Annotated in this window: 22 protein-coding genes; 9 read left to right on the forward strand and 13 right to left on the reverse strand. The window is 66.5% G+C overall.

What is annotated here, in order from left to right; translation table 11 throughout:
- Positions 1-138: 138 nt before the first annotated feature.
- The 5 genes from AC1DX5_RS07465 to AC1DX5_RS07485 form a co-directional block, all read right to left on the reverse strand.
- Positions 139-897 (reverse strand): HvfC/BufC N-terminal domain-containing protein, encoded by a 759-nt coding sequence (locus tag AC1DX5_RS07465; RefSeq protein WP_465176914.1) that lies wholly within the window; start codon positions 895-897, stop codon positions 139-141.
- On the reverse strand, positions 894-1,724 hold the full coding sequence (gene bufB, locus AC1DX5_RS07470) for an MNIO family bufferin maturase (RefSeq protein WP_465176915.1): 831 nt from the start codon (positions 1,722-1,724) through the stop codon (positions 894-896). The genes AC1DX5_RS07465 and bufB overlap by 4 nt, the downstream gene beginning before the upstream one ends.
- A gap of 191 nt (positions 1,725-1,915) precedes the next feature.
- The gene (bufA2, locus tag AC1DX5_RS07475) at positions 1,916-2,179 is read right to left on the reverse strand and encodes a BufA2 family periplasmic bufferin-type metallophore (RefSeq protein ID WP_465173650.1); all 264 of its coding nucleotides are present in this window, start codon (positions 2,177-2,179) and stop codon (positions 1,916-1,918) included.
- Positions 2,180-2,271: 92 nt separating this feature from the next.
- On the reverse strand, positions 2,272-2,913 hold the full coding sequence (locus AC1DX5_RS07480) for a DUF1109 domain-containing protein (RefSeq protein ID WP_478014715.1): 642 nt from the start codon (positions 2,911-2,913) through the stop codon (positions 2,272-2,274).
- A complete protein-coding gene (locus AC1DX5_RS07485; RefSeq protein WP_478014716.1) occupies positions 2,910-3,446 on the reverse strand; it encodes a sigma-70 family RNA polymerase sigma factor in 537 nt (178 codons plus the stop codon). Before AC1DX5_RS07485 ends, AC1DX5_RS07480 begins: the two co-directional genes overlap by 4 nt.
- A 229-nt stretch (positions 3,447-3,675) precedes the next feature.
- Here AC1DX5_RS07485 and AC1DX5_RS07490 point away from each other — a divergent pair, with 229 nt between their 5' ends.
- Together AC1DX5_RS07490 and AC1DX5_RS07495 are read left to right on the forward strand one after the other, a co-directional pair.
- Positions 3,676-3,954, forward strand: coding sequence for a BufA1 family periplasmic bufferin-type metallophore (locus AC1DX5_RS07490; RefSeq protein WP_465173653.1), 279 nt, complete (start codon positions 3,676-3,678; stop codon positions 3,952-3,954).
- Between the two features lie 59 nt (positions 3,955-4,013).
- Positions 4,014-4,466 carry a DoxX family protein gene (locus AC1DX5_RS07495; protein WP_478014717.1) on the forward strand — a complete coding sequence of 151 codons (453 nt, stop codon included), beginning with the start codon at positions 4,014-4,016 and terminating at the stop codon, positions 4,464-4,466.
- A gap of 15 nt (positions 4,467-4,481) precedes the next feature.
- On the opposite strand, the gene serB is transcribed toward AC1DX5_RS07495, so the two are convergent.
- The gene (serB, locus tag AC1DX5_RS07500; RefSeq protein WP_478014718.1) at positions 4,482-5,363 is read right to left on the reverse strand and encodes a phosphoserine phosphatase SerB; all 882 of its coding nucleotides are present in this window, start codon (positions 5,361-5,363) and stop codon (positions 4,482-4,484) included.
- Between serB and miaA the strand changes: the two genes are divergently transcribed.
- The 7 genes from miaA to leuA all read left to right on the forward strand — a co-directional run bounded on the left by miaA (position 5,362) and on the right by leuA (position 13,139).
- Positions 5,362-6,303, forward strand: coding sequence for a tRNA (adenosine(37)-N6)-dimethylallyltransferase MiaA (gene miaA / locus AC1DX5_RS07505; protein ID WP_465173656.1), 942 nt, complete (start codon positions 5,362-5,364; stop codon positions 6,301-6,303). The genes serB and miaA overlap by 2 nt on opposite strands.
- Before the next feature lie 79 nt (positions 6,304-6,382).
- Complete coding sequence (locus AC1DX5_RS07510; protein ID WP_465173657.1) at positions 6,383-8,131, forward strand: acetolactate synthase 3 large subunit; 1,749 nt, start codon at positions 6,383-6,385, stop codon at positions 8,129-8,131.
- Positions 8,131-8,646 carry an acetolactate synthase small subunit gene (gene ilvN, locus AC1DX5_RS07515; RefSeq protein WP_465173658.1) on the forward strand — a complete coding sequence of 172 codons (516 nt, stop codon included), beginning with the start codon at positions 8,131-8,133 and terminating at the stop codon, positions 8,644-8,646. Before AC1DX5_RS07510 ends, ilvN begins: the two co-directional genes overlap by 1 nt.
- 135 nt (positions 8,647-8,781) lie before the next feature.
- Positions 8,782-9,801, forward strand: a complete 1,020-nt coding sequence (gene ilvC, locus AC1DX5_RS07520) for a ketol-acid reductoisomerase (protein WP_478014719.1) — start codon at positions 8,782-8,784, stop codon at positions 9,799-9,801.
- A 274-nt stretch (positions 9,802-10,075) separates the two neighbouring features.
- Positions 10,076-10,687, forward strand: coding sequence for a YceI family protein (locus AC1DX5_RS07525; protein ID WP_465173660.1), 612 nt, complete (start codon positions 10,076-10,078; stop codon positions 10,685-10,687).
- A complete protein-coding gene (locus tag AC1DX5_RS07530) occupies positions 10,684-11,322 on the forward strand; it encodes a TMEM175 family protein (protein WP_465173661.1) in 639 nt (212 codons plus the stop codon). The genes AC1DX5_RS07525 and AC1DX5_RS07530 overlap by 4 nt, the downstream gene beginning before the upstream one ends.
- 158 nt (positions 11,323-11,480) lie before the next feature.
- Complete coding sequence (gene leuA / locus AC1DX5_RS07535; RefSeq protein ID WP_478014720.1) at positions 11,481-13,139, forward strand: 2-isopropylmalate synthase; 1,659 nt, start codon at positions 11,481-11,483, stop codon at positions 13,137-13,139.
- Positions 13,140-13,180: 41 nt separating this feature from the next.
- Here leuA and AC1DX5_RS07540 read toward each other — a convergent pair whose 3' ends face one another.
- The 7 genes from AC1DX5_RS07540 to AC1DX5_RS07570 all read right to left on the reverse strand — a co-directional run bounded on the left by AC1DX5_RS07540 (position 13,181) and on the right by AC1DX5_RS07570 (position 24,597).
- Entirely contained in the window at positions 13,181-14,260 is a 1,080-nt protein-coding gene (locus AC1DX5_RS07540; protein ID WP_478014721.1) for an acetate/propionate family kinase, read from the reverse strand.
- Positions 14,248-16,644: a phosphoketolase family protein gene (locus tag AC1DX5_RS07545; RefSeq protein WP_478014722.1), complete on the reverse strand. Its 2,397-nt coding sequence runs from the start codon at positions 16,642-16,644 to the stop codon at positions 14,248-14,250. Before AC1DX5_RS07545 ends, AC1DX5_RS07540 begins: the two co-directional genes overlap by 13 nt.
- A 315-nt stretch (positions 16,645-16,959) precedes the next feature.
- Entirely contained in the window at positions 16,960-19,161 is a 2,202-nt protein-coding gene (gene paoC / locus AC1DX5_RS07550; RefSeq protein ID WP_478014723.1) for an aldehyde oxidoreductase molybdenum-binding subunit PaoC, read from the reverse strand.
- Entirely contained in the window at positions 19,158-20,114 is a 957-nt protein-coding gene (locus AC1DX5_RS07555) for an FAD binding domain-containing protein (RefSeq protein WP_478014724.1), read from the reverse strand. The genes paoC and AC1DX5_RS07555 overlap by 4 nt, the downstream gene beginning before the upstream one ends.
- Positions 20,111-20,740, reverse strand: a complete 630-nt coding sequence (paoA, locus tag AC1DX5_RS07560; protein ID WP_465173666.1) for an aldehyde dehydrogenase iron-sulfur subunit PaoA — start codon at positions 20,738-20,740, stop codon at positions 20,111-20,113. The genes AC1DX5_RS07555 and paoA overlap by 4 nt, the downstream gene beginning before the upstream one ends.
- A gap of 145 nt (positions 20,741-20,885) precedes the next feature.
- Positions 20,886-22,070: a (R)-mandelonitrile lyase gene (locus tag AC1DX5_RS07565; protein ID WP_478014725.1), complete on the reverse strand. Its 1,185-nt coding sequence runs from the start codon at positions 22,068-22,070 to the stop codon at positions 20,886-20,888.
- 112 nt (positions 22,071-22,182) lie between these two features.
- Entirely contained in the window at positions 22,183-24,597 is a 2,415-nt protein-coding gene (locus AC1DX5_RS07570; RefSeq protein WP_478014726.1) for a S8 family serine peptidase, read from the reverse strand.
- Between the last annotated feature and the right edge of the window lie 160 nt (positions 24,598-24,757).

Consider the following 24,757-nt stretch of genomic DNA (forward strand, 5'->3'; position numbering starts at 1 on the left):
TTCGAGGGGGAGGAATGCCACCGCAGACGTCAAGAAGCAGTTAACGGGCCATAGGGGTTGTCGCGGGGCCGGCCAGTAGCGTCAATCGCCGAGGCAACGCTGGCCGGAGCCGCGCCCTTGGAAGCGGTGGCAGCCGGCTCAGGTCGCCGTGAAACGCCACCCGACGATCAATCCATCGGCGATCCATTGGCCGAGCATGCCGCCCGCCCGGGCGATCCCGTCGCTTTCGCCCCAGGACGCCACCATGCGATCGCATAAACCGGCGAACGGCAAGCCGGCACGCGCCCAGAGGAGCGCTTGACGCTCCACTTGATCGATCGCGCGGAAATGCGACACATGGTCCTGCCGCCAGACCAGAATCGCGCCCGGTTCTGCCAGCAGCACGGCTGCGGGCGGCGCCTCGCCTTCGGCCAGCGCCGACCAGATCGCCGGGGCGTTGCTGGTCAGCTCGCCGAGATCGAGCGTCGGCGTGAAGGCGAGCACTGCCCGGTCCCAGTCGATATCGGCGAGGTCCCCGCGCGTCAGCGGCGTGGCGTCGTGGGCGACAAAGGCTTCGCCGAGCGCATTCTCGATCCAGGCGAGCTCGGTCACCTCGGGGTCGTCGGGGTAGAGCGACGCGAGGGTCGCCGGGAAATCGCCGGGATAGGCGTCGAGCGTCCAGCTGCTCGGCGGCACGCGGTCGATATGGGTGGCGACCGCTGCGTCGAATGCCTCGGCGCCGATCCAGTCACGTGTCCGCGCAAAGCTGTCGGCCAAGCAGGCGACGAGCTGAGCGCGGTAGTTATTCTGATGGACGCGTAGCCCCGGCGCGACACCCGTGCCGAGGCGGGCCGCGGCCGGTTCGTCTTCGCTGACGAGCCAGGCGCGCATGTCGCGCTGCAGGTCTAGCAGGCTCATGCCGCTGCCTGCAGCGCCCGGCCGCCGATGCGCCGCGCGATGGCCAGCTCCGCGAGCAGTTCCTCGAGCGGCGGAATGGCGTCGTCGCGCTCGATCATCGTCGCCACCGGACCCAGTCGCGGCAGGATATAGGCGTAGAGATCCCAGACCGAGGGCGGCACCGGCCGGTCGTGCGTGTCGATCAACAACGCCGCGCCCTGGCTATGGCCGGCGAGATGGATCTGGCGGACGCGGCCTGCGGGGATTCCATCGAGATACGCGATCGGATCGAACCCGTGATTGGTCGCGCTGACGAAGACATTGTTGACGTCGAGCAGCAGCCCGCAGCCAGTCCTCGCGCACAGCGCATCAAGGAACTGCCACTCGGTCATGTCGGCGCCGGGAAAATCGATATAGGTCGACGGATTCTCGATCAGCATGGGGCGGCCCAGCGTGTCCTGCGCGCGGGCGATATTGGCCGCGACGAGGTCGAGCGCTTCGTCCGTATAGGGCAAAGGCAACAGGTCGTGGGAATTGAACCCCTCGATCCGCGACCAGCTCAGATGATCGGAGACGAACAACGGCTCGATCTCTTCCACCAGCTGCCGCAGCCGCGCGAGATAGGCCCCGTCCAGCCCGTCGGCCGACCCGACCGACATCGACACGCCGTGCAGCGCGACCGGATAGCGCTCGCGGACGTCGCGAAGGATTTGCCGGGGCCGGCCCCCCGGGACCATGAAATTCTCCGAGATCACCTCGACGAAATCGACGCCGATACGGTGATCGAGAAAGTCGGCATAATGCGGCTTGCGCAGGCCCAGGCCATAGCCGGAGAAAGGGGAGATCATGAAGGGTCTTCCAGTAATATCGCCTTGTCTTCTTCCCCGGCGAAGATTGCCGGGTTGAACATGCCCCGCATGTTCAAGGATCGTCCGGGGGACGATCCGACCCGGCACTCTTCGCCGGGGAAGCAATGTTTTTGGGGACGTCAGAGAGAAAGCCGGCCCGACGGGGCTGACACCGCCGGGCCGTCGCGCGATCAGTTGGGCGCGGTCAGGCTGCCGCCGGCGGCCTTGCACTGCTTGGACGAGAGTTCCTTGAAGCCCATGCCCTTGCAGTCATTCTGGCCCTTGCAGTCGTTCTTCGCCGTCTTGCAGTCGGATGTGCCCTTGCAGGTGTTGATGCCGTAACAATGGACCTTGGCGGCGGCTCCCTTGGCCACGGCAACGGTGGGAGCGGCGGCGCTGATGGCAACGACGGCGGCGGCTGCGGCGAAGCTGACGCCGGTGCGAAGGATGGTCATGATGGTCTCCGAATGGGGAATGCCGGATTGGCTTCCGTCATTCGGGCGGGTCGCGTGGCGGGTTACAGCGCTGGGAAATTTACCCCAAAAATCTACCAGCGCAGCAGGCGCGGCCCAAGTAGCGCGCCGATCGCCGTGGCGAGCAGGATACCGAGCGAATACCAGGTCAGCACGAAGATCGCCGACACCTCGGGGCAATGGAGGCAATAGACCGTCGCGGCGAAGGCGCCCGCCGACAGCCCCGCCGCGGCGCCAGCCGCGCGCAGCCGGGTCGGGGCAAGCCGCCGGAACGACCAGAGCAGCCCGACGAAGATCGGCATCGCCAGCGCGACGACACGCCACGGGCATTGCATCCAGCTATAGCTGAGCCACATCCGCAGCCAGTCGCCGGGCGGCGTCCGGATCAGCTCCATTGCGCCCAGGCCGGCGAGCAGCACCGCCGGGATCGCGACGAGCCACAGGCCGCGCAGCCGCGTGGTCTCGGGTCTGGCGAGCTGGATCGTCACTGCAAGCGCGGCGATCGACAGCGAGATGGTGTAGGCCCATTTCATCCAGAAGGCGAAGCCGTGCATCGCGGTGCCGAGATCGGGCCGAATGCCCATCCACGCCACAACCAGACCGAGCGACACCAACATTCCTCCGCCCAGGCCGAGCAGCACGCGCCGGCCGACCGCGCCGCGGCGAACCGGGGCGACGTCGCTCGACAACGCGGTGATGAGGTCGTCGGTATTCATCGCCGGCCTCCCTGGATGCGCGCCATCAGCGTCTTGAGGCCACGATGAACCGAGACCTTCACGTCGGATTCGCCGATCCCGTCGGCCTCGGCCGCTTCGGCGATGCTCAGCCCGTCGAGCCGCGTCGCGCGGATCATCCGCGCCTGCTTGGCCGGCAAGGTCTCGAGCAGGTCGGCCACGTCCAAGCGAGCGCTCGACGCATCCTCGAACCCTTCCGCGACCAGGATGTCCTCCAGCCCGTCGATCGGCTGGAAGCGGCGGTGGCGGCGGAAATGGTCGATCATCTTGTAGCGCGCGATGGCGAACAGCCAGGCGGTGAAGGCGCGGTCCCGGTCATAAGTGGCGCGGCGCGTGTGCACCGCAATCAGCGTTTCCTGCACCAGATCCTCGATATCGTCGTCGCCGCCGGATCGACGCCGATAGAAGCCGCGCAGCAGGGGCACGAGCAGGCGCAGCAGCGCAGCGTGATCGCCGGCATTGCCGTCGAGCCCGCTGATCATCAATCCGCGCAATTCTGCCTCGCTTGCCCGCATTCGCGCTCCCTCGGGAAGAATTCGGGGCGTCCGCGTGATTGGTTACAGCATCGCGGCCGATCGTCGAAAAAATTGTTCAAAGGCGAAATATGTAACCGCGGTCGCGCCGCCGCCGAACTGGCAGGGTGACCCGGGGATTCCAGCCTCCTCTACCCGGGCACCGCGCGGCGCCGCCCTTCCCCCGGCGGCGCCGCGCGCCCCGGAGGCCCCCGAATCGAAGGAAAAGACCATGCGTTCGACCCACGCCACCATCGCCGCCACGCTCGCCCTCGCCATCACCGGCGCGACTCTCGCCACCGCCGCCTCGGCCCAGACCAAGCCCGCGATGGAGAAATGTTACGGCGTCTCGCTCGCCGGCAAGAACGACTGCAAGGCCGGCGCCGGTACGAGCTGCGCAGGTACCTCGAAGGTCAATTATCAGGGCGACGCATGGAAGCTGGTCAAGGCCGGCACCTGCACCACGATCAAGACCCCCAAGGGCGCGGGCTCGCTGACCCCCAGGGCGTAAGCCGCATCCGCCGGGGCACGACACGATCGCGCCCCGGCCACCTCCCAATGGAGCCCATCATGGTCCCAATCATCTCGCTTTACCGGCGCACCGTCGACCGTGCCTCGGCGCTGCTGCCCGATGCCCTGCTGCTGCTCGTCGCGCGGCTCGGCATCGCTTCGGTCTTTTTCCTGTCGGGCAGGACCAAAGTGGAGGGCCTGCTGACCATCACCGACAGCACCTTTGAGCTGTTCCGTACCGAATATGCCCTGCCGCTGATCCCGCCCGACATCGCCGCGGTGGCGGCGACCGTGTCGGAGCATCTCTTCTCGATCCTGCTGATACTGGGGCTTGCGACGCGCTTCTCGGCGCTGGCGCTGTTCCTGATGACGCTAACCATCGAGATCTTCGTCTATCCCGATGCGTGGTCCACGCATCTCAGCTGGGCGGCGATCCTGCTGCCGCTGATCGCGCGCGGCGGCGGCGCGTGGTCGATCGATCGGTTACTGTCAGCGCGATTCGTCCGCCCGTAAGACCGGCGGACTAGGTCAGGCCCCGACCCAGTCCTTCCGGGCGATTCCCTGCGCATAGAGCATAGCGGTCAGATCATTATGGTCGATCCGCGCGGCGGCTGCGGCGGCGACGATCGGCTTGGCGTGATAGGCGACGCCCAGCCCTGCCCGTTTGATCATTGCCAGATCGTTGGCGCCGTCACCCACCGCGAGCGTGGCTTCGGGCGGCAGGCCAAGCTCGGCGGTCGCGTCCAGCAAGGTGCGCTCCTTCGTGTCGGAGCCGACGATCGGCTTGGTCACCAGACCCGACAGCGCCCCGTCGACGATCTCCAGCCGGTTGGCGATGGCGCGGTCGAAGCCGATCATCTCCGCGACCGGCTCGGCGAAGCGGGTGAAGCCGCCCGACACGAGGATCGTCATCGCGCCGCGCGCCTTCATCGTGCGGATCAGCGCCACCGCACCGGGCATGATCGTTACGCGCTCGGCGAGGCATCGGGCGATGACACCCTCGTCCAGTCCCTTGAGCAGCGCCACGCGCGCATCCAGCGCCGATTCGAAATCCAGCTCGCCGCGCATCGCCGCCTCGGTGACGGCGGCGATCTGCGGCTTGATGCCGGCATAATCGGCCAGTTCGTCGATGCATTCGACGGTGATCATGGTCGAATCCATGTCGGCGACGAGCAGCTTCTTCTCGCGCCCCTCGGCCAGTTGCACGACCACGTCCATATCCGGGAACACGCCCTCCAGCGCGGTGCGCGCTGCCTCTGGCGCGAGCCCGAACATGATGTCGGCGGCATATCCCTCGTCCAGCCAGACATGCGCCGCGGGCAGGCAACCCGCCGCGTCGAGCCGGTGCTGCGCGGCGGAAATATCGTCCCCGCTGAGTTTTCCCGCTGCTATCAGCGTTGCGATGAACATGACGTCTCCCCTGCCTCGTAAGCCGCGCGTGGCGCTCATTGCAGGGCCGACCGCCAGCGGCAAGTCCGCGCTCGCCATGGCGATCGCACAAAAGCATGGCGGCGTGGTGATCAACGCCGATTCAGCCCAGGTCTATGCCGATCTGCGCATATTGTCGGCGCGGCCGAGCGTGGAGGAAGAAGCCCGCGTGCCGCACCGGCTGTTCGGCCATGTCGATGGCGCCGACATCTATTCCGCCGCGCGCTGGGCGATCGAGGCCAAGGCGGAGATCGACCGGGCGCATGCGGCGGGCCAGTTGCCGGTGCTGGCCGGCGGGACCGGGCTGTATATGCGTACCCTGCTCGACGGCATCGCCCCTGTGCCGCCGATCGATCCGGCGATCCGCGGCGAGGTGCGCGCGCTGCCCGTCGCCCGGGCCTATGCGCAGCTTGGGGAACTGGATCCGCCCGCCGCCGCCCGGCTTGCGCCCGCCGACACCACTCGGGTCGCGCGCGCGCTCGAGGTCGTTCGCTCCACCGGCAGGACGCTGGCGACATGGCAGCAGGAAAAGACCGGCGGGATCGGCCATGCGATCGAGCTGATGCCGATGGTCATGCTGCCTGATCGCGACTGGCTGCTCGCGCGCTGCGACGTGCGGCTGCAGGCGATGTTCACGGAAGGTGGGATCGAGGAAGCACGCGCGGTGCTCGCCCGGACCGATATCCTGCCCTCAGCGCCCGTCCGCCTGGCGATCGGCGTGCCGGAGATCGGCGCGATGCTGGCCGGCGCCATGACGCCCGATCAGGCGCTGGCGGCGGCGCAACTGGCGACGCGCCAATATGCCAAACGACAATTTACGTGGTTTCGGAACCAACCTCCCGCTATGTGGCCCCGCGTGGCAGCGACAGAAACATGCGTGCTGCTGGACGATTTTGAAACTAGATTTCCACAAGAAGCTTGACGCACAAATTTTCGATCATTAACGGCGCCTTTCGCGAAGCAATGTTGCGTCGCACTGGGTCATAAGAGGCAGATACGATATGACGACCGAGAAGAGCGGAGCCGATATCCTGGTCGAGGCGCTGTGCGATCTCGGCGTGGAGGTCGTGTTCGGCTATCCCGGCGGCGCCGTCCTGCCGATCTATGACGCGCTGTTCCGCAGCAAGCGGATCAAGCACATCCTGGTCCGGCACGAACAGGCCGCGACTCACGCCGCGGAGGGCTATGCCCGCTCGACCGGCAAGCCTGGCGTCGTGCTCGTCACCTCGGGCCCCGGCGCGACCAATGCCGTCACCGGCATCACTGACGCGCTGATGGATTCGATCCCGATGGTCGTCATCACCGGCCAGGTCCCGACCGCGCTGATCGGCACCGACGCGTTCCAGGAAGCCGATACCGTCGGCATCACGCGCCACTGCTCCAAGCATAATTATCTGGTGAAGGACCCGGCGCAGCTCGGCGACGTCATCCATGAGGCATTCCACATCGCCACCTCGGGCCGCCCCGGCCCCGTCGTCGTGGATATTCCCAAGGACGTTCAGGTCGCCAGCGCCCGCTACGTCAAGCCGGGCCCGATCAAGCACAAGACCTATCGCCCGCAGGTGAAGGCCGACCAGGCGCTGATCGAGCAGGCGGTCGACATGCTCGCCGCGGCGGAACGGCCGATCCTCTACACCGGCGGCGGCATCATCAATGCCGGCCCGGCAGCGAGCCAGTTGCTGCGTGAACTGGCGCGGATCACCGGCGCGCCGGTCACCTCGACCCTGATGGGGCTTGGCGCCTTCCCCGCCACCTCCGACCAGTGGCTCGGCATGCTCGGCATGCACGGCACTTATGAAGCGAACTGGGCGATGAACCAGGCGGACCTGATCCTCTGCCTCGGCGCGCGCTTCGACGACCGGGTCACCGGCCGGCTCGACGCCTTCAGCCCGAACAGCCGCAAGGTGCATATCGATATCGACCGGTCGTCGGTGAACAAGAATGTCCGCGTCGATCTGCCGATCATCGCCGATGTCGGCCATGCGCTTGAGGACATGGTCCGCGTCTACAAGGCGCGGCGCCATCCCAAGCCCGACCTGTCCGACTGGTGGCAGCGCATCGCCGGCTGGCGTGCGGTGAAGAGCCTCGACTTCGTCGACAGCGCCACTGAGATCATGCCGCAGCGCGCGATCAAGGCTTTGTGGGAGGCGACGCACAAAAAATCGCCGATCATCACCACCGAGGTGGGCCAGCACCAGATGTGGGCCGCGCAGCATTTCGATTTCGAGGCGCCGAACAAATGGCTCACCTCGGGCGGGCTCGGCACGATGGGCTATGGCCTGCCCGCCGCGATCGGCGCGCAGCTCGGCAACCCCAATGCGCTGGTCATCGACATCGCCGGCGAAGCCTCGATCCAGATGAACATCCAGGAGCTCGGCACGGCCACCCAATACCGGCTGCCGGTCAAGATCTTCATCCTCAACAACGAATATATGGGCATGGTCCGGCAATGGCAGGAACTAACCTATTCCAGCCGCTATTCCGAGAGTTACAGCGATTCCCTGCCGGACTTCGTGAAGCTGGCCGAAGCCTATGGCTGGAAGGGCATCCGCATCGAGCACCCCGACCAGCTCGAGGCCGGCATCGCCGAGATGCTCGCGCATGACGGGCCGGTGATGGTGGACTGCATGGTGGCGAAGCTCGCCAACTGCTTCCCGATGATCCCCTCGGGCGCTGCCCATACCGACATGATTCTCCAGGCCGCCGAAGTCTCGGGCGAGATGGACGACGAGGCGAAGGCACTGGTCTGATGCACATCAAGGAAGAAACCGCGAAACGCCACACGCTGGCGATCATGGTCGATAACGAGCCGGGCATCCTCGCCCGGATCGCCGGCCTGTTCACCGCGCGCGGCTATAATATCGAAAGCCTGACCGTGTCGGACGTCACCGCCGACAAGGCGGTCAGCCGCATCACCATCGTCACCTCGGCGTCCGATCATGTGATGGAGCAGATCCTCGCCCAGCTCGACCGGCTGGTGCCTGTGCATTCGGTGACCGATCTCTCCGCGCTGGGCCCGCATGTCGAGCGCGAGCTGGCGCTGGTCAAGGTCCGCGGCACGGGCGACCACCGGATCGAGGCACTGCGCCTCGCCGATGTCTACCGCGCCCGCGTGGTCGACGCGACCACGTCGAGCTTCGTGTTCGAGGTGACGGGCGGACCGGAGAAGATCGACACCTTCATCACGCTGATGCGCGAAGTCGGCCTGATCGAGGTCGCCCGCACCGGCATCGTCGCCATCGCGCGGGGGAAAGAAGCCGCGTAACCGCCAATGTTTCGTCACCCCGGACTTGTTCCGGGGTCCATCCATCCACCAGCGACGCCGTCACTGGTTGCACGATGGATGCCGGAACAAGTCCGGCATGACGGCAGATTTTTTTGAATAAGGGAGCAACTATCCATGCGTGTCTATTATGATCGCGACGCCGATCTGAACCTGATCACCGACAAGAAGATCGCGATCGTCGGTTATGGCAGCCAGGGCCATGCCCATGCCCAGAATTTGCGCGATTCCGGCGTGAAGGAGATCGCGATCGCACTCCGCCCCGGTTCGGCGACCGCGAAAAAGGCCGAAGGTGCCGGCTTCAAGGTGATGACCAATGCCGAGGCCGCCGCCTGGGCCGACATCACCATGATCCTCGCCCCCGACGAGCACCAAGCCGCGATCTACGCCGATGATCTGCACGCGAACCTGAAAAAGGGTTCGGCGATCGCCTTCGCGCACGGCCTCAACGTGCATTTCGSSCTGATCGAGCCGCGCGAGGATCTCGACGTGATCATGATCGCGCCCAAGGGCCCGGGCCATACCGTGCGCAGCGAATATGTCCGCGGTGGCGGCGTGCCCTGCCTGATCGCGATCGACCAGGACAAGAGCGGCAACGCGCACGACATCGCGCTGGCCTATGCGTCGGGCGTCGGCGGCGGCCGTTCGGGCATCATCGAGACCAATTTCCGCGAGGAATGCGAGACTGACCTGTTCGGCGAGCAGGCCGTGTTGTGCGGCGGCCTCACCCATCTCATCCAGGCCGGGTTCGAGACCCTGGTCGAGGCTGGCTACGCCCCGGAAATGGCCTATTTCGAGTGCCTTCACGAAGTGAAGCTGATCGTCGACCTGATGTATGAGGGCGGCATCGCCAACATGCGCTATTCGATCTCGAACACCGCGGAATATGGCGACATCACCACGGGCCCGCGGATCATCACKGACGAGACCAAGGCCGAGATGAAGCGCGTGCTCGCCGACATCCAGGGTGGCCGTTTCGTGAAGAACTTCGTGCTCGACAACCGCGCCGGCCAGCCCGAGCTCAAGGCAGCCCGTAAGGCGGCAGCGGCGCATCCGATCGAAAAGGTCGGCACCGAACTGCGCGCGATGATGCCCTGGATCGGCGCGAACAAGCTGGTGGACAAGGACAAGAACTGAGCGCGCTACAAGCTTTCACCACCCGTTCGTGCCGAGTAGCGACCGAGTAGTAGGCGAAGCCGTATCGAGGGCGCGTATCGAGGTACAGGTTACGCACGAAACGCCTGTCCCTCGATACGCCATCTCGACAGGCTCGATGGCTGCTCGGGACGAACTGATGTGGGGTTAGCCACGTCAAGGGCACTCACAGCCAACGGATCGTTTCCGCTTCGGCGCTTGCATTCATGGGAGGCCGCGTCATCTTGGCGCGGCCCTTTTCTCTCGGAGATTTCCCATGCGCTATGCCTTTGTCGCCGTTCTGGCGCTCGCGACTGCCCCGCTGCTGGCGCAAACCCCGGCCGGCCCTCCCGGTACGCTCGACGCCACGAAAGTCGTCTCCGGCACCTATCAGGTCGAGCCGCGCCACAGCCAGATCCTGTTCACGGTCAACCATTTCGGCTTTACCGAATATACCGGCCAGTTCACCCAGCCGACCGGTACGCTGGTGGTCGACACCGCCAACCCGGGCAACTCGAAGGTCGACGTGACCATCCCGATCGACAAGGTGCTCACCACGCTCCCCGCGCTCGACACGCATCTGAAGACGCCCGACTTCTTCGACGCCGCGAAATTCCCGACCGCCAAGTTCGTCTCGACCAAGGTCACGATCAACGGCACCACCGCGACGATCGCTGGCGACCTGACCCTGAAGGATGTGACCAAGCCAGTCGTGCTCACCGCGCGCTTCGTCGGCGCGGGCAACGCCACCCAGGGCGCCAAGAAACTCAACTTCGGCTTCGCTGCGACCACCAGCATCAAGCGCAGCGATTTCGGAATCACCTTTTTGGTCCCCGCCGTATCCGACAAGGTCGATCTGACCATCAACGCCGGCTTCGTCGCGCAGTGACCGACCCGGCGCCGTCCGCGATTGAGGAAGGCCGGCCGGGCATCGGCCGGGTGGAAGCATTCTCGGACGGCGTCGTCGCCATCATCGTCACCATCATGGTGCTCGAGCTTCATCCCCCGATCTCCGAGGGGATGGACAAGCTCTGGACGCTCTGGCCGGTGTTTCTCGCCTATGTGCTGAGCTATGCCTATGTCGCGATCTACTGGGTCAATCATCACCGCCTGTTCACCCATGCGACTCATGTCACCAACGGGCTGATCTGGTCGAACATCCTGTTGCTGTTCGCGCTCTCGCTGGTGCCCTTCTCCACCTCCTATCTCGGCGAGCATCATTTCAACCGCGAGGCGACCCTGCTCTATCTCGTGACGATGCTGCTGCCGTCGGTCGCCTATATGTGGCTCCAGTCGGTCATCCGGCGCACCGGCAGGCAGGGCCCGGCAGCGGAGGCCTATTATCGCAGCTACGGCCGCAAGGGCCGCTTTGCCGGGCTGCTCTATCTGGCAGGCATCCCCCTCACCTTCCTCTCGCCCTGGCTTGGCGTCACCTGCGCCGCGCTCGTTGCGGTCCTGTGGTTCCTGCCCGAAGGCCCGCTCGACCGTTTGTTCGAAGGACAGGCTGGACATGAGGCGCGGTGACGCGGTAACGCGAGCCATATGACGCTGGCGCTACGCCTTTCGCTGCTTCGACTTACGCGCCCTTAGGCGCGATTTCCGCCGTGCGCCGTTGGCGCGCGCGACCCGCCTAAGGGCCTCAACCGACCCGAACGACGACCGCGAGCAGCGAGATTAGACCCATGTTGCGTGACCCTTCGACCAAATACCGCCCCTTCCCGCAGATCGATCTGCCCAACCGCGAATGGCCGTCGCGAACCATCACCCAGCCGCCACGCTGGCTCTCGACCGATCTGCGCGACGGCAACCAGGCGCTGATCGATCCGATGGACGGGGAGAAGAAGACCCGCTTCTTCGACCTGATCTGCAAGGTCGGCATCAAGGAGATCGAGGTCGGTTTCCCGAGCGCCGGCGCGACCGAGTTCGATTTCATCTCCGGCCTCGTGAAAACCGGCCGCATCCCGGACGACGTGACGATCCAGGTCCTGACGCAGTCCCGCCGCGACCTRATCGAGACGAGTTTCGAATCCCTGCGCGGTGCGCCCAGGGCGATCGTCCATCTCTACAATGCGGTCAGCCCGGCCTGGCGCAAGATCGTGTTCGGCATGAGCCGCGACGAAGTCCGCCAGATCGCAGTCGACGGCGCGAAGATCCTGCGCGACTGCGCCGCCGCCCAGCCGAATACCGACTGGTTTTTCGAATATAGCCCGGAAACCTTCTCCACTGCCGAGCTCGATTTCTCGGTAGAGGTCTGCGAGGCCGTGATGGAGGTGCTGCGCCCCACCCCCGATCACCCGCTGATCCTCAACCTGCCGGCGACGGTCGAGTGCGCCACGCCCAACATCTATGCCGACCAGATCGAATGGTTCGGCAAGAATATCCGCAACCGCGACGGCGTCGTGATCTCCTTGCATCCGCACAATGACCGCGGCACCGGCGTGGCGGCGGCGGAGCTGGGCCTGATGGCCGGCGCCGACCGCGTCGAGGGCTGCCTGCTCGGCAATGGCGAGCGCACCGGCAATTGCGACCTGGTGACGGTCGCGCTCAACATGTACACGCAAGGTATTGATCCAAAGCTGGATTTCTCGGACATCGACGAGATCATCAACACCGTCACTTATTGCAATCAGCTCCCCGTCCATCCGCGCCATCCCTATGCCGGCGAGCTGGTGTTCACTGCCTTTTCCGGCTCACATCAGGATGCGATCAAGAAGGGCTTCGCTGCCCAGGCCGCGCGCAACGACGAGTTCTGGGAAGTCCCCTATCTGCCGATCGACCCGGCCGATCTCGGTCGCAGCTATGAGGCAGTGATCCGGGTCAACTCACAGTCCGGCAAGGGCGGTGTCGCCTGGGTGATCGAGCAGGACAAGGGGCTAAAGCTCCCCAAGCGCCTCCAGGCCGATCTCAGCCGTCACGTCCAGGCCATGGCCGACGAGACGAGCCGGGAGCTGAACGCCGAGGACATCTGGAACGCCTTCCACAAGGCCTATCTCGCCAAGCCCGACGATCGTTTCACCCTGCTCGACTATCATGAGAGTGGCGCGTCGGGGGACCGGCTGTTCGTCGGCCGCGTCGCGATCGGCGGCGAGGAACGCTCGATCTCGGGCCGCGGCAACGGGCTGATCTCGGGCGTCATCGCCGCGCTCGGCGAGACGACCGGCCCGCAGCTCGACGTGGTCGACTATAGCGAGCACGCGATCGGCCACGGGGCGGATGCGCAGGCGGCGGCCTATGTCGAATGCCGCACGTCGGACGGCCGCACGGTGTTCGGCGTGGGCATCGACGCGGATATCGCCACGGCATCGGTCAGGGCGGTGCTCAGCGCGGCCAACGCCGCCTGATCCTTCCTCCCCGTCGATGACGGGGAGGCAACGCCGCTGCTTCACGCCGGCCGTTCGTCCAGCACCGACCATATACCGCGGGCGATCTGGCCCTGCTCGTCGGACGGCAGGATGTTGACGGCGATGGCACCCGGCCCGGTCGCGCCCGGCGCCACCCCTGCCCAGGCAAGGTCGCCGCAGATCGCGGCGCGAATCCGCGCGTCGTTCTCGCCGATTCCTCCGGTGAAGACGATCATTTCGGCACCGCCGAGCGACGCCAGCATCCCGGCGATCTGCTTGGCGACCGAACGGCAGAAGATCGCGATGGCGAGCGCCGCGTCGGGATTGGCGGGCGCTGCCTCGTGCAGCCGGCGCATATCACCCGACAGGCCCGAGATACCGAGCAGCCCCGATTGGCGGTCGATCAGGGTCTCGATCATCTCTCCCCCGACACCATCCTCCCGCAACAGGAACAGCAACACGCCCGGATCGATGTCGCCCGACCGCGTCGCCATCACCACGCCGCCGCTGGGAGTCAGCCCCATGCTGGTATCGATGGAGACGCCCCGCCGCACCGCCGTCACACTGGCGCCGCTGCCCAGATGCGCGATGATCAGCCGCTCGGGGACCCTGTCGCCCAACTGGTGCAGGATTGACTGGCAGGACAGCCCGTGAAACCCGTAGCGACGCACCCCCCGTGCGCGGAGCGTCCTGGGCACCGGCAGTACCGCGGCGATATCCGGCAGCGTCGCATGGAATCCGGTGTCGAAACAGGCGATCTGGGGCTTGCCGGGATAGCGGGCACGGGCGCTCGCGATCAGCGCAAGCGCCGCAGGGACGTGAAGAGGGGCAAAGGCCCGTGCGGCGTCGAGCTGGGCGGTGATCTCGCTGTCGATCTCGACCGGACGGAACAAGGCGGGCCCGCCATGGACGATGCGGTGGCCGATCGCGTCGGGCTGCGCTCCGTTGGAAAGCCCGTCCACCTGCCCGAGCAGGTCGTGATGCGCCGCCCCGCTTTCCGTCTCGCCGGTGGCGACCCTCGTCACCACCCCTTCCACGCGTCGGTACCAGGCGAACTTGATCGAGGACGACCCCGCATTGAGCGTCAGGACGGTGTGCCCGTCCCGTGTCACCGATGCCATTGCCAGTCCCGCACCTCCGGCAGGTCGTCACCCTGCTCCGCAACGTACAGCTTGTGCCGCTCCATCGTCGTCCAATAGCGTGCGGTCTCGGCGGGAACCCGCGCCTTGAGCCGCGGAATGCGCTCGATCGCGTCCAACGCCAGCCGGTAGCGGTCGAGATCGTTGAGCACGACCATGTCGAACGGCGTCGTCGTCGTGCCCTCCTCCTTATAGCCGCGCACATGGATATTGTGGTGGTTGTGCCTGGCATAAGTCAGCTTGTGGATCAGCGACGGATAGCCGTGAAAGGCGAAGATCACTGGCTTGTCAGTGGTGAACAGCGCATCGAACGCGCGATCGTCCAGCCCGTGCGGGTGCTCCGATTGCGCCTGCAGCACCATCAGGTCGACCACGTTGACCACGCGAATGCGAATGTCGGGCACATAGGCGCGCAGCATGGTCACCGCCGCCATCGTTTCCAACGTCGGCACGTCACCGGCACAGGCCATCACCACATCGGGCTCGCCCGCGTCGCTCGCCCATTCCCAGATGCCGGCGCCGGCGGTGCAGTGGCGCACCGCCGCATCGATCCCCAGCCATTGCCATTCGGGCTGCTTGCCCGCGACGATGACGTTCACATAATGCCGGCTGCGCAGGCAATGGTCGGCAACCGAGAGCAGGCTGTTGGCGTCGGGCGGAAGGTAGATTCGCACCACCCCCGCCTTCTTGTTGGCGACATGGTCGATAAAACCGGGGTCCTGGTGCGACAGGCCATTATGGTCCTGTCGCCAGACATGCGAGGTCAGCAGATAGTTGAGCGAAGCGATCGGCCTGCGCCACGGAATGCCGCGCGTCACCTTCAGCCATTTGGCATGCTGGTTGAGCATTGAATCGACGATGTGGACAAAGGCTTCGTAGCACGAGAACAGGCCGTGCCGCCCGGTGAGGAGATAGCCCTCCAGCCAGCCCTGACAGAGATGTTCGCTCAACACCTCCATCACGCGCCCGTCGCGATCCAGATTGGTGTCGTCCGGGCGGATCTCCGCCATCCACGCCTTGCCGGTGACGTCATACACTGCCTGGAGGCGGTTCGACGCGGTCTCGTCCGGCCCGAACAGGCGGAAATTGGACGTGCTCTCGTTGAACGCCATGACATCGCGCAGATAATCGCCCAGCACTGCGGTCGCGGCGGCCCTGGTCGTGCCGGGCGTGTCCACCGCCACCGCATGGTCGCGGAAATCGGGCAGCGACAGCGGCACCATCAGCTCGCCGCCATTGGCGTGCGGGTTCGATCCCATGCGGCGGTGGCCGGTCGGCGCGAGCGAAGCATAATCCTCGAGGAACTTGCCCTGCGCGTCGAACAGCTCCGCCGGCTTGTAGCTCAGCATCCATTGTTCGAGCTGGGTGAGATGCTCCGGATCGGTGAAGTCGGCGATCGGCACCTGATGGGATCGCCAATTGCCCTCGACCGGCTTGCCATCGACGAATTTCGGGCCGGTCCAGCCCTTGGGCGTGCGCAACACGATCATCGGCCAGCGCGGCCGGGCGCCGCCATCATCGCCGGATCGAGCGTCGCGCTGAATCTCGAAAATGCGCGCCATCACGGTATCGAGCGTCGCGGCGAGCAACTGGTGGACGACCATCGGATCGTCCCCCTCGACGAACCAGGGCTCATGGCCATAGCCGCGCAGCAGATCCGTCAGTTCGTCCTGACCGATCCGCGCCAGCACCGTCGGGTTGGCGATCTTGAAGCCGTTCAGGTGCAGGATCGGCAACACCGCGCCGTCCCGGACCGGGTTCAGGAACTTGTTGCTGTGCCAGCTCGTCGCCAGCGCCCCTGTTTCGGCTTCGCCGTCGCCCACCACGCAGGCGACGATCAGGTCCGGATTGTCGAACGCGGCGCCATAAGCATGGGCGAGCGAATAGCCCAGCTCCCCGCCTTCATGAATCGATCCCGGCGTTTCCGGCGCGACATGGCTGGGGATGCCGCCCGGCCAGGAAAATTGCCGGAACAGGCGCTCCATCCCGCCCCTGCTTCGCTCGATCGCCGGGTAGCGTTCGGTATAGGAGCCTTCCAGATAGGTGTTCGCCACCAGCCCCGGGCCGCCATGGCCCGGCCCGATCACGGCGATCATGTTGAGGTCATGCGCCACGATCAGGCGGTTGAGATGGACGTAGAGCAGGTTCAGCCCCGGCGTCGTGCCCCAATGGCCGAGCAACCGCGGCTTCACATCGGCGAGCGTCAGCGGCCGTTCGAGCAAGGCGTTGGCGCGCAGATAGATCTGGCCGACCGACAGGTAATTGGCCGCGCGCCAATAGCCGTCCATCCGTCGCAGCAGCTCCGGCGACAAGGGCTGCTCTTGCGCGCCGGCATCGGCGGCCGGCGCGTCAGATGGGGTCATCATCGTTTCGTCCACCTCAAATGATCGTTGGGCGCAGGTCGCGAGAAAGGGTTTTCCGCGCATCGCTTCGCCAGGCCGGGGGGCGGGGCGACGATGCACGATACACGCCCACGCCCAATCCGCCTATCGTTCCGCAACGGGCTATCGCGCGACGGGCATGGTTCGGCGAAGGGGTCGGAGCCAGGCGTCAGGAATACCGGGGTGGGCAGTTTTCGCGCGCGATCCGTCTGAGCGTGAATTCGATCCGCGCTTGCTTGCCAATCACCGCTGGGGCTTGGTCAGCAACAGCCTGACCGCGTGGGTCTCCGGCGAGCTGCCTCAAGCCATCTCCGGCAACCGGTCCAGATGCTTGTCGAGCGTGATCGGGTAATCGCGCACCCGTACCCCCGTCGCGTTGTAGATCGCATTGGCGATCGCCGCCCCGACCCCGCACAGGCCCAGCTCGCCCACACCCTTCGCCTTCATCGGCGAGGAAATCGGATCGACCTCGTCGAGGAAGATCACCTCCTGGTGCGGGATATCGGCATGGACCGGCACCTCGTAACTGGCGAGGTCGTGGTTGACGAAGAAGCCGAAACGCTTGTCGACCGCCAGTTCCTCCATCAGCGCGGCGCCAACACCCATGGTCATCGCGCCAATCACCTGGCTCCGCGCTGATTTGGGGTTGAGGATACGGCCCGCCGCGCAGACCGCCAGCATGCGCCGAACCCGCGTCTCGCCGGTGAAGCCATCCACCGCCACTTCGACGAAATGGCCGGCAAAGGTCGATTGCTGATATTGCTTGTCGAGCGTGCCATATTCGATGCCGTCCTCGACCACGATCTCGCCGCCTTGCGCCGCTTCGCCCAGCGAGGCGCTGCGCTTGCCCGACCGCACCTTGCCATCGGCGAACGCCGTGGTCGCCGGATCGAAGCCGAGCCGCTGCGCCACCGTCTCGCGCAGCTTCATGCAGGCGGCATAGACGCCGGCGGTGGAATTATTGGCGCCCCATTGCCCGCCCGATCCGGCCGAGACCGGAAAATCGGAATCGCCCAGCTTCACCACCACCTTGTCGAGCCCGATGCCCATCGTCTCCGCTGCGGTCTGCGCCAGGATGGTGTAGGTGCCGGTGCCGATATCGGTCATGTCGGTCTCGATCGTCACCACCCCCTTGCCGTCGAGCCGGACGCGCGCCGCCGACTTCATCAGCAGATTGTTGCGGAAACCCGCGGCCACGCCCATGCCGATCAGCCAGCGCCCTTCCCGCACCGAGGCCGGTTTGGCGTTCCGGCGATCCCAGCCGAATCGCTCCGCCCCGAGGCGCAGGCACTCGACCAGCTGCCGCTGCGAGAATTTCCGCTCCGGTTTTGCCGGATCGACCTGGGTATCGTTGAGCATGCGGAATTGCACCGGATCCATGCCGAGCTTCTCCGCCATCTCGTCCATCGCCATTTCGAGCGCCATCAGGCCGGGCGCCTCCCCCGGCGCGCGCATCGCGTTTCCTTCGGGCAGGTCGAGCTCGGCCAGGCGCATCGCGGTCAGCCGGTTCTCGCCGGCATAGAGCAGTTGCGTCTGCTGCACCGCCGATTCGGGCTTGCCGTCCGGCAGATTGCCCGACGCGCTTTCATGCGCGATCGCGGTGATCCGCCCCTCGCGCGTCGCGCCCAGCCGGATGCGCTGGATCGTCGCCGGCCGGTGGGTGGCGTTGTTGATCATCATCGGGCGAGTCATCGCCAGCTTGACCGGACGCTTCGCTGCCCTTGCACCGAGCGCGGCCAGCACCGCATCGGCGCGCAGGAACAGCTTGCCGCCGAACCCGCCGCCGATGAACGGTGAATCCAGCCGCACATTTTCCTTCGCAATGCCCAGCGTCTTCGCCAGGTCGACCTTGGTCCAGGCGATCATCTGGTTCGACGTCCACAGGGTCAGCTTGTCCCCTTCCCACGCTGCGATCGTTGCGAACGGTTCCATCATCGCATGCGATTCGTCGGGCGTCGTGTAGGTCGCGTCCAGCGTCACCGGCGCGGTGGCGAACGCGCCGTCGAAATTGCCCACGCGCATGATCTTGGCATCGCCGTCGCCGGTATAGGGCGCGGTCGGCGCGAGCGCGGCCAGATCGAAACTGCCCTTCGCCCGCGCGTAATCGACACGCACCAGATTGGCCGCGGTCCGCGCCTGTTCGAACGTCTCGGCAATGACGATCGCTACCGCCTGGTGATAATGCTGCACCTCGGGCCCGCCGAACAGGGAGGCGGTGTTGAAATTGCCCCTGGCCAGCTTCGGCATGTCGAGCGTGGTGACGACCGCCAGCACGCCGGGCGCGGCCTTCRCTTCCTCGGTATCGATCCGGTTGATCCGGCCCTTGGCGATCGCGCTGCCGACGAGATAGCCATAAGCCTGTTTCGCCACCGCATCATGCCGTTCATAGGCATAGGGCGCGGAGCCGGTGGTCTTGAGCGGCCCGTCGATCCGGTCGGTCGGCTTGCCGATCACCTTGAGCTGGTCGATCGGATTGGTGCCCGCGGGCGTGTCGAACTTCATGACCGGCTCCTCGCGTCGCTCATCACCGCCGCGATGGTTCGCTCCACCAGCGGCACCTTGAAGGCGTTGTCATGGGTGGGTTTAGCGCCCGCCAGCAGGTGCGCGGCGACGGCCTTCGCCCCGCGGGGCATCGCCGCCTCGGCCGCCTCGACCCGCCAGGGCTTCGGCGCGATGCCGCCGATCGCGACGCGCCCCGTGCCGTCCGGCCGGATCACCGCCGCCACCGACACCAGCGCAAAGGCATAGGACGCCCGGTCGCGCACCTTGTGGTAGAGATGCGTGCCGCCGATCGGCCTGGGCAGGGTCACGCCCGTGATCAGTTCGCCCCGCTTCAGCACCGTCTCGATATGCGGCGTCTTGCCCGGCAGCTGATGGAAATCGGCGATCGGAATGGTCCGCGCCACCCCCGCCGCGTCGACCGTCTCCACCGTCGCGTCGAGCAGCCGCATCGCCACCGCCATGTCGCCCGGATAGGTGGCGATGYAGGTGTCGCTCGTCCCGATCACGCCGAGCTGCCGGCTGAACCCGCCGATCGCGGCGCAGCCGGACCCCGGCTTGCGTTTGTTGCAGGCTTGGTTGGTGTCGTAGAAATAGGGACAGCGCGTCCGCTGGAGCAGGTTGCCCGCGGTCGTCGCCTTGTTGCGCAGCTGCCCGCTCGCGCCCGCCACGATCGCCCGGGTCAGCACGCCATAATCGCGCCGGATGCGATCGTCCGACGCCAGCATGGTGTTGGTCACCAGCGCGCCGATCCGGACCCCGCCTGCTTCGGTCTTCTCGATCCGGTCGAGCTTCAGCGGTCCGACATCGACGAGATGCTGCGGCGCCTCGATCTCCAGCTTCATCAGGTCGAGCAGATTGGTGCCCCCCGCGATGAACTTGGCGCCGGGCGTCCGTAGGACGGCAGCGGCAGCGGCGGCCGGCGTTTCGGCGCGCTCGTAGCTGAACGGTTTCATGCCGCCCCTCCCGCAACGTCCGCCATCGCTTCGGCAATGTTGGAATAGGCGCCGCACCGGCAGATATTGCCGCTCATCCGCTCGCGCATCTCCATATTGGTGGCTTGCGGCCGCTCGGTCAGACTGGCCGACACATGGCTCGGCACGCCGGCCCTGATCTCGCCGAGCACCGCCACCGCCGAACAGATCTGGCCGGGGGTGCAATAACCGCATTGATAGCCGTCATGCCTGATGAAGGCCGCCTGCATCGGGTGCAGGTCGCCCGGCGTGCCAAGCCCCTCGATCGTGGTGACCTTGTCGCCTTCGTGCATCACCGCCAGGCTCAGGCAGGAATTGATGCGCTTGCCCTCGACCAGCACCGTGCAGGCGCCGCACTGGCCATGGTCGCAGCCTTTCTTGGTGCCGGTCAGCTGCAGATGCTCGCGCAGCGCGTCGAGCAGGGTCGTGCGCGTGTCGAGCTCGAGCTCGCGGCGCTTGCCGTTCACCTCCATCGCCACCGTCATCATCGACGGCGTGGTGCGCGGCGGGACGCCCTGCGCCTCCGCTTTGGGGACGGCAGTGAGCGCGGCGGTGGCGGCGGTCGCCGCCAGAACGCCGCGCCGGGAGATTTCCAGATCGCCAGCCATATCGGGTCGATTCCTTTCCAGCGTCTCGGAAAACAGGAGAGTGTAGCACTTCAGAACTCAACGCACGAAACCGAGTCGCGATGCGCGCGATTGATGCCGTATCCGGCATGCGCCCATGACTCGGTTTCATGAGCGGGCGGACGACTCAGTCGGGCCCGCGATACTGCGCGTCGCTGACGGGCTGGAGCCACTCGGTCGCCTTGCCATCCAGCGTCTCCGCCACCGCGACATGAGTCATCGCGCTGGCCGGCGTCGCGCCGTGCCAATGCGCCACGCCCGGCCCGGTCCAGACGACATCGCCCGGGCCGACCGCGCGCACCGGCTCGCCCTCGGCCTGCACCCAGCCACGCCCAGCAGTGACGATCAGCAATTGCCCGAGCGGATGGCGATGCCAGTGCGTTCGCGCACCCGGCTGGAAGGTGACGGTCGCCCCGCCCACCCGCGCATCGCCGCTGCCCTTGAACGGAGAGCTCACCAGAGCCGATCCGGTGAAATTGGCCGCCGAGCCCGGAACAGGCTGTCCGCCGGGCCGCACCACGCTCAACGCGTCGGCGCGATCGCTCGCCTCTGGCGCTGGGGCGCCTCCGGCAAGCACCTTCCCGGCGACCGCGACCGCCGCCATCGCCCTCGGCCAGCCGGCGTAGAAGGCGAGATGCGTGAGCGCCTCGCCGATCTGGTCGCGCGTCAGCCCGTTCTCCACGCCGCGCCGCAGATGGAAGGCAAGCTGGTCGTCGGCCCCGATCGCCGCGAGCGCCGCGATGGTGACGAGGCTGCGATCGCGCGGACTGAGATCGGTCCGCCGCCAGAGATCGCCGAACAGTACGTCGTTGGTCAGTTCGGCAAGCTTGGGCGCCACCGGCCCGACATTCTCCTCGACCGACCGGGCACGGGCGGCGTCGGATGCCGGCACGGGCAACGGCGCAGCGGCGGCCCGCAAGGTCGCCGGGTCGATGTCCCGCGCGGCAAACGCCTTTTCCACCACCTCGAGCGACGATACCGCATTGGGCCAGCCGGTATAGAAAGCGAGGTGGGTGACCAGCCCGGCAATCTCGGTCGGCCGGACGCCGTTATCGAGCCCGCGGTTGAGATGCCCCGGCATCTGCGCGGTCCTGCCGGTCGCGACCAGCACGGACAGCGTCACCAGGCTGCGATCCCGCGCGGCGAGGCCGGGCCTTTTCCAGACATCGCCGAACAAGATGGCGTCGGTATAATCCGCCAGCGCTGGCGCGATCACCTGCATCGCCCTGGGCGCGACCGAGGCTGGTCGCTGTGCTTCCGCGGGCCCTGCCAGGAGCAGCGCCGCCGTGGTCGCGACGATCGGTTTCATCATGGGTCTCCCTTGCGCGCCGTTACAGCCTACGCGTCCGGGCGCTGCACGATTACCCCATCAAACCGGCATGTCATCATGCAGGAGATTCATGAATGCCCAGCCTCGTATCGTCCTAGAACGCCGCGAGGGGACCGATCCGGAACCGGCGCAGCAACAGGGTCCGCAGATTCCCTGCGTTGGAGATGTCGAACTGATAGTCGATCCGCGTGCCGGCGGGCAGTTCCGGGATATTCTCCGACCAGACCCTGCCCACGCCCGGATTGTGATTATATCCGGGGCCCCAGGAGCCGGTCCAGTTGTTGGTGCGCACCTCGGCCCCGGTCGCCGCGTTTCGGGCGACCGTGTGGACTCGCCACACGGCATTGGCGGTGGGTGAGCTATATTCGAAGCCGAGCAGCGCCTCGATCCGCACTGCGTCGGCCGGCAGGTTCTTGCAGACGATCGACACCGACGCATTGGGCGGCAATGTCCAGCCGGGTGTCGCCCCGTTCAGGGTCGGCACCGCGCCGCCTGACGCCGCGGTCAGCCCGCACCGATGGCCGCTTGAGTCCGACACGCCGCCCAGCGGCGCGATTTCGGTGAAGGACTCGATGGCGATCCCCTGATCGTCAAGCGCGCTGCGCAGCGCGACGACCGGATTGATCAGGCCCAGTCCCTGGCTGTCGGTCCAGGTGGCGGCGCCCAGTCCCGAGGGCCCGGACATGTCCTTCAGTAGCAGGCTGCTGTCAGCGAACGCCTTTTTGACATCGGCCTTGGGCGCGGCCGACAGGATCAGCGCGGCGATCGCGGCGGCCTGCGGCGCGGCGGCGCTGGTGCCGCAAAACATGGGCTGAAAGGCCGGATCCTGGACTGAATTCACCACGCAGTCGGCCGCGGCGAAATCGGGCTTTCGCAGGATCGTGCCCCCCGCATAGGTCAGGCTGCCGGACGCGAGCGGTTGCCCGGCACCGTCATAATAGACCCGGCGCGGCCCGTCCGAGCTGAAGGATTCGACGTCGAGCGTCGGTGCGCCGCGATCATAGCCGTTCGACCGGAACGGTGCCGTCCGCTGCTGCGCCGTCACCGCGGCGATCGTGAAGGCCTTCGCGGCGCCAAGCGCATTGTGCCCGAAGGTCTGTCCGTCCGTGGCATAGGCCAGCCTGCCGCGATTGGTGACGATGCGGACGACGCGCGCGGCGTCGGTTTCCGCCTTCAGGACGGCGAGGCGGTAATGCGGCCTGAGGTCGACCGATATCATCGGCACGTCATCGACCGAGGAGGCGAGCGTCTGCAGCTGCCCCGCCTCGTCGAACGCCGCGAACAGATAGTCGTTGATGGTGTCCGGCGAGTCTCTGACGGGGTCGTTCCAGGTCAGTTGCGCATTGGGAGCGCCCGGATTGGCCTGAGTGACGTTGTCGAACACGACCCCCGGCGCGAACTGATGGAAGCGGTAGGTGACATTGGTGATCTGGTTGGTGGCCGGGTCGAACGACGGTAGCTGGATCGTGCTCGTGCTCGGGCTGAAATCGCCTTCCCAGGTGCCGCTCGTATGCTGGGCGAGATTGCCGCTATTGGCGGCCGACGAGAAGAACAGGATGCCATTGTCCGTCGCGGCGCGGGCGGCCCGGGCGATCTCGCCATCCTGAAACGGCGTCTCGTCGGAATAGGTGATGTCGTCGACGATGATGGTGCAATGGTCGAGCGCGAGCCGCGCCACGTTGATCGCCATGCGCACGCGCGTGTCGCCCATATCAGCAAAGGCGAGCGTGGCGCCCGGGGCAATGCGGTGCACGATCTCCAGCATCGCGGTGCCCTCGCCATGTCCGTGGGGAGTCGGGACGCCCGCGGGCTCGGCCAGCACCTCGACGGCACCGAGCGTGCCGTTCTGCTGGGATTCGGCGAGGTGATCGATACTGTCCGAGATGACGCAGACCTTGATGCCGGTGCCGTCGGCCTTGAAGGTGCCGCGCAGCAACGCCCCTTCATGCGCCGCGTCGCCATCCCAATTGGCGCCCTGGCCCGGCGCGGGGGTCGCCTGGTTGACGGCCGGCGGCCGGGCAAGCGCGATACTGCGCACCTCCGGCCGCGCCGTCACCGCCGCGAGGCTCGACAAGGGCAGCCGCACCGACATGCTATGATATTCGGGAATTTCGGCGATGTCGGTGCCACCCTGGCTGACGATGAAATCATGCAGCGCGGGGGTTATGTCCCCCTTGATCACGACGAGTTCACCGCCGGTGGACGGTTTGCCGCCGGGCAAGGCGGCATAAGCTCTAAGCGGCGCCCCACCGGCCTGAGTCACGACGGGCCCGCGCGCCGCGAGCAGCAGGCCGGAGTCGAGCTTGGCTTCGGCCGGCGTGCGCGGGAGCAGCTGGCGTTGCGCCGACAGCAGCTGCTGCCTCATCGCAGCCGACACGCCGGCGGCATCGGCCGGCTGGCTTGGCGGCTTGGCGGGCGGAGTCTGGCTCCATGCCGCGACCGGCGCCGCCGCGGCCGGCAGAAACCGGATCCAGCGAAGCGTCCGGAGGCAGGCCCTGATGGTCGGCATCGGCATTTCCCCAACGACAGATCGACGCCCGGCCGAATGGCGCCGCGGTCCCCTCCCGCATCGTCCTTGGCCGAGCCGGTCGACCGTGAGACGGGGAGATCGTTACGGCAATTGAACAAATTTGTTCGCGCCCGGCGCTGTGATATGTCGACGTACCGGG

The organism is Sphingomonas sp. P2_B6 (assembly GCF_056404755.1).

What these genes read in the sequence shown, in the direction of transcription:
- AC1DX5_RS07485 (WP_478014716.1), bottom strand. Translation starts at nt 3,446, where the DNA reads ATGCGGGCAAGCGAGGCAGAATTGCGCGGATTGATGATCAGCGGGCTC.
- AC1DX5_RS07510 (WP_465173657.1), top strand. Translation starts at nt 6,383, where the DNA reads ATGACGACCGAGAAGAGCGGAGCCGATATCCTGGTCGAGGCGCTGTGC.
- AC1DX5_RS07465 (WP_465176914.1), bottom strand. Translation starts at nt 897, where the DNA reads ATGAGCCTGCTAGACCTGCAGCGCGACATGCGCGCCTGGCTCGTCAGC.
- AC1DX5_RS07495 (WP_478014717.1), top strand. Translation starts at nt 4,014, where the DNA reads ATGGTCCCAATCATCTCGCTTTACCGGCGCACCGTCGACCGTGCCTCG.
- paoA (WP_465173666.1), bottom strand. Translation starts at nt 20,740, where the DNA reads ATGGCTGGCGATCTGGAAATCTCCCGGCGCGGCGTTCTGGCGGCGACC.
- AC1DX5_RS07565 (WP_478014725.1), bottom strand. Translation starts at nt 22,070, where the DNA reads ATGATGAAACCGATCGTCGCGACCACGGCGGCGCTGCTCCTGGCAGGG.
- miaA (WP_465173656.1), top strand. Translation starts at nt 5,362, where the DNA reads ATGACGTCTCCCCTGCCTCGTAAGCCGCGCGTGGCGCTCATTGCAGGG.
- AC1DX5_RS07480 (WP_478014715.1), bottom strand. Translation starts at nt 2,913, where the DNA reads ATGAATACCGACGACCTCATCACCGCGTTGTCGAGCGACGTCGCCCCG.
- AC1DX5_RS07540 (WP_478014721.1), bottom strand. Translation starts at nt 14,260, where the DNA reads ATGGCATCGGTGACACGGGACGGGCACACCGTCCTGACGCTCAATGCG.
- AC1DX5_RS07570 (WP_478014726.1), bottom strand. Translation starts at nt 24,597, where the DNA reads ATGCCGACCATCAGGGCCTGCCTCCGGACGCTTCGCTGGATCCGGTTT.
- ilvN (WP_465173658.1), top strand. Translation starts at nt 8,131, where the DNA reads ATGCACATCAAGGAAGAAACCGCGAAACGCCACACGCTGGCGATCATG.
- bufB (WP_465176915.1), bottom strand. Translation starts at nt 1,724, where the DNA reads ATGATCTCCCCTTTCTCCGGCTATGGCCTGGGCCTGCGCAAGCCGCAT.
- AC1DX5_RS07545 (WP_478014722.1), bottom strand. Translation starts at nt 16,644, where the DNA reads ATGATGACCCCATCTGACGCGCCGGCCGCCGATGCCGGCGCGCAAGAG.
- AC1DX5_RS07525 (WP_465173660.1), top strand. Translation starts at nt 10,076, where the DNA reads ATGCGCTATGCCTTTGTCGCCGTTCTGGCGCTCGCGACTGCCCCGCTG.
- AC1DX5_RS07490 (WP_465173653.1), top strand. Translation starts at nt 3,676, where the DNA reads ATGCGTTCGACCCACGCCACCATCGCCGCCACGCTCGCCCTCGCCATC.
- serB (WP_478014718.1), bottom strand. Translation starts at nt 5,363, where the DNA reads ATGTTCATCGCAACGCTGATAGCAGCGGGAAAACTCAGCGGGGACGAT.
- bufA2 (WP_465173650.1), bottom strand. Translation starts at nt 2,179, where the DNA reads ATGACCATCCTTCGCACCGGCGTCAGCTTCGCCGCAGCCGCCGCCGTC.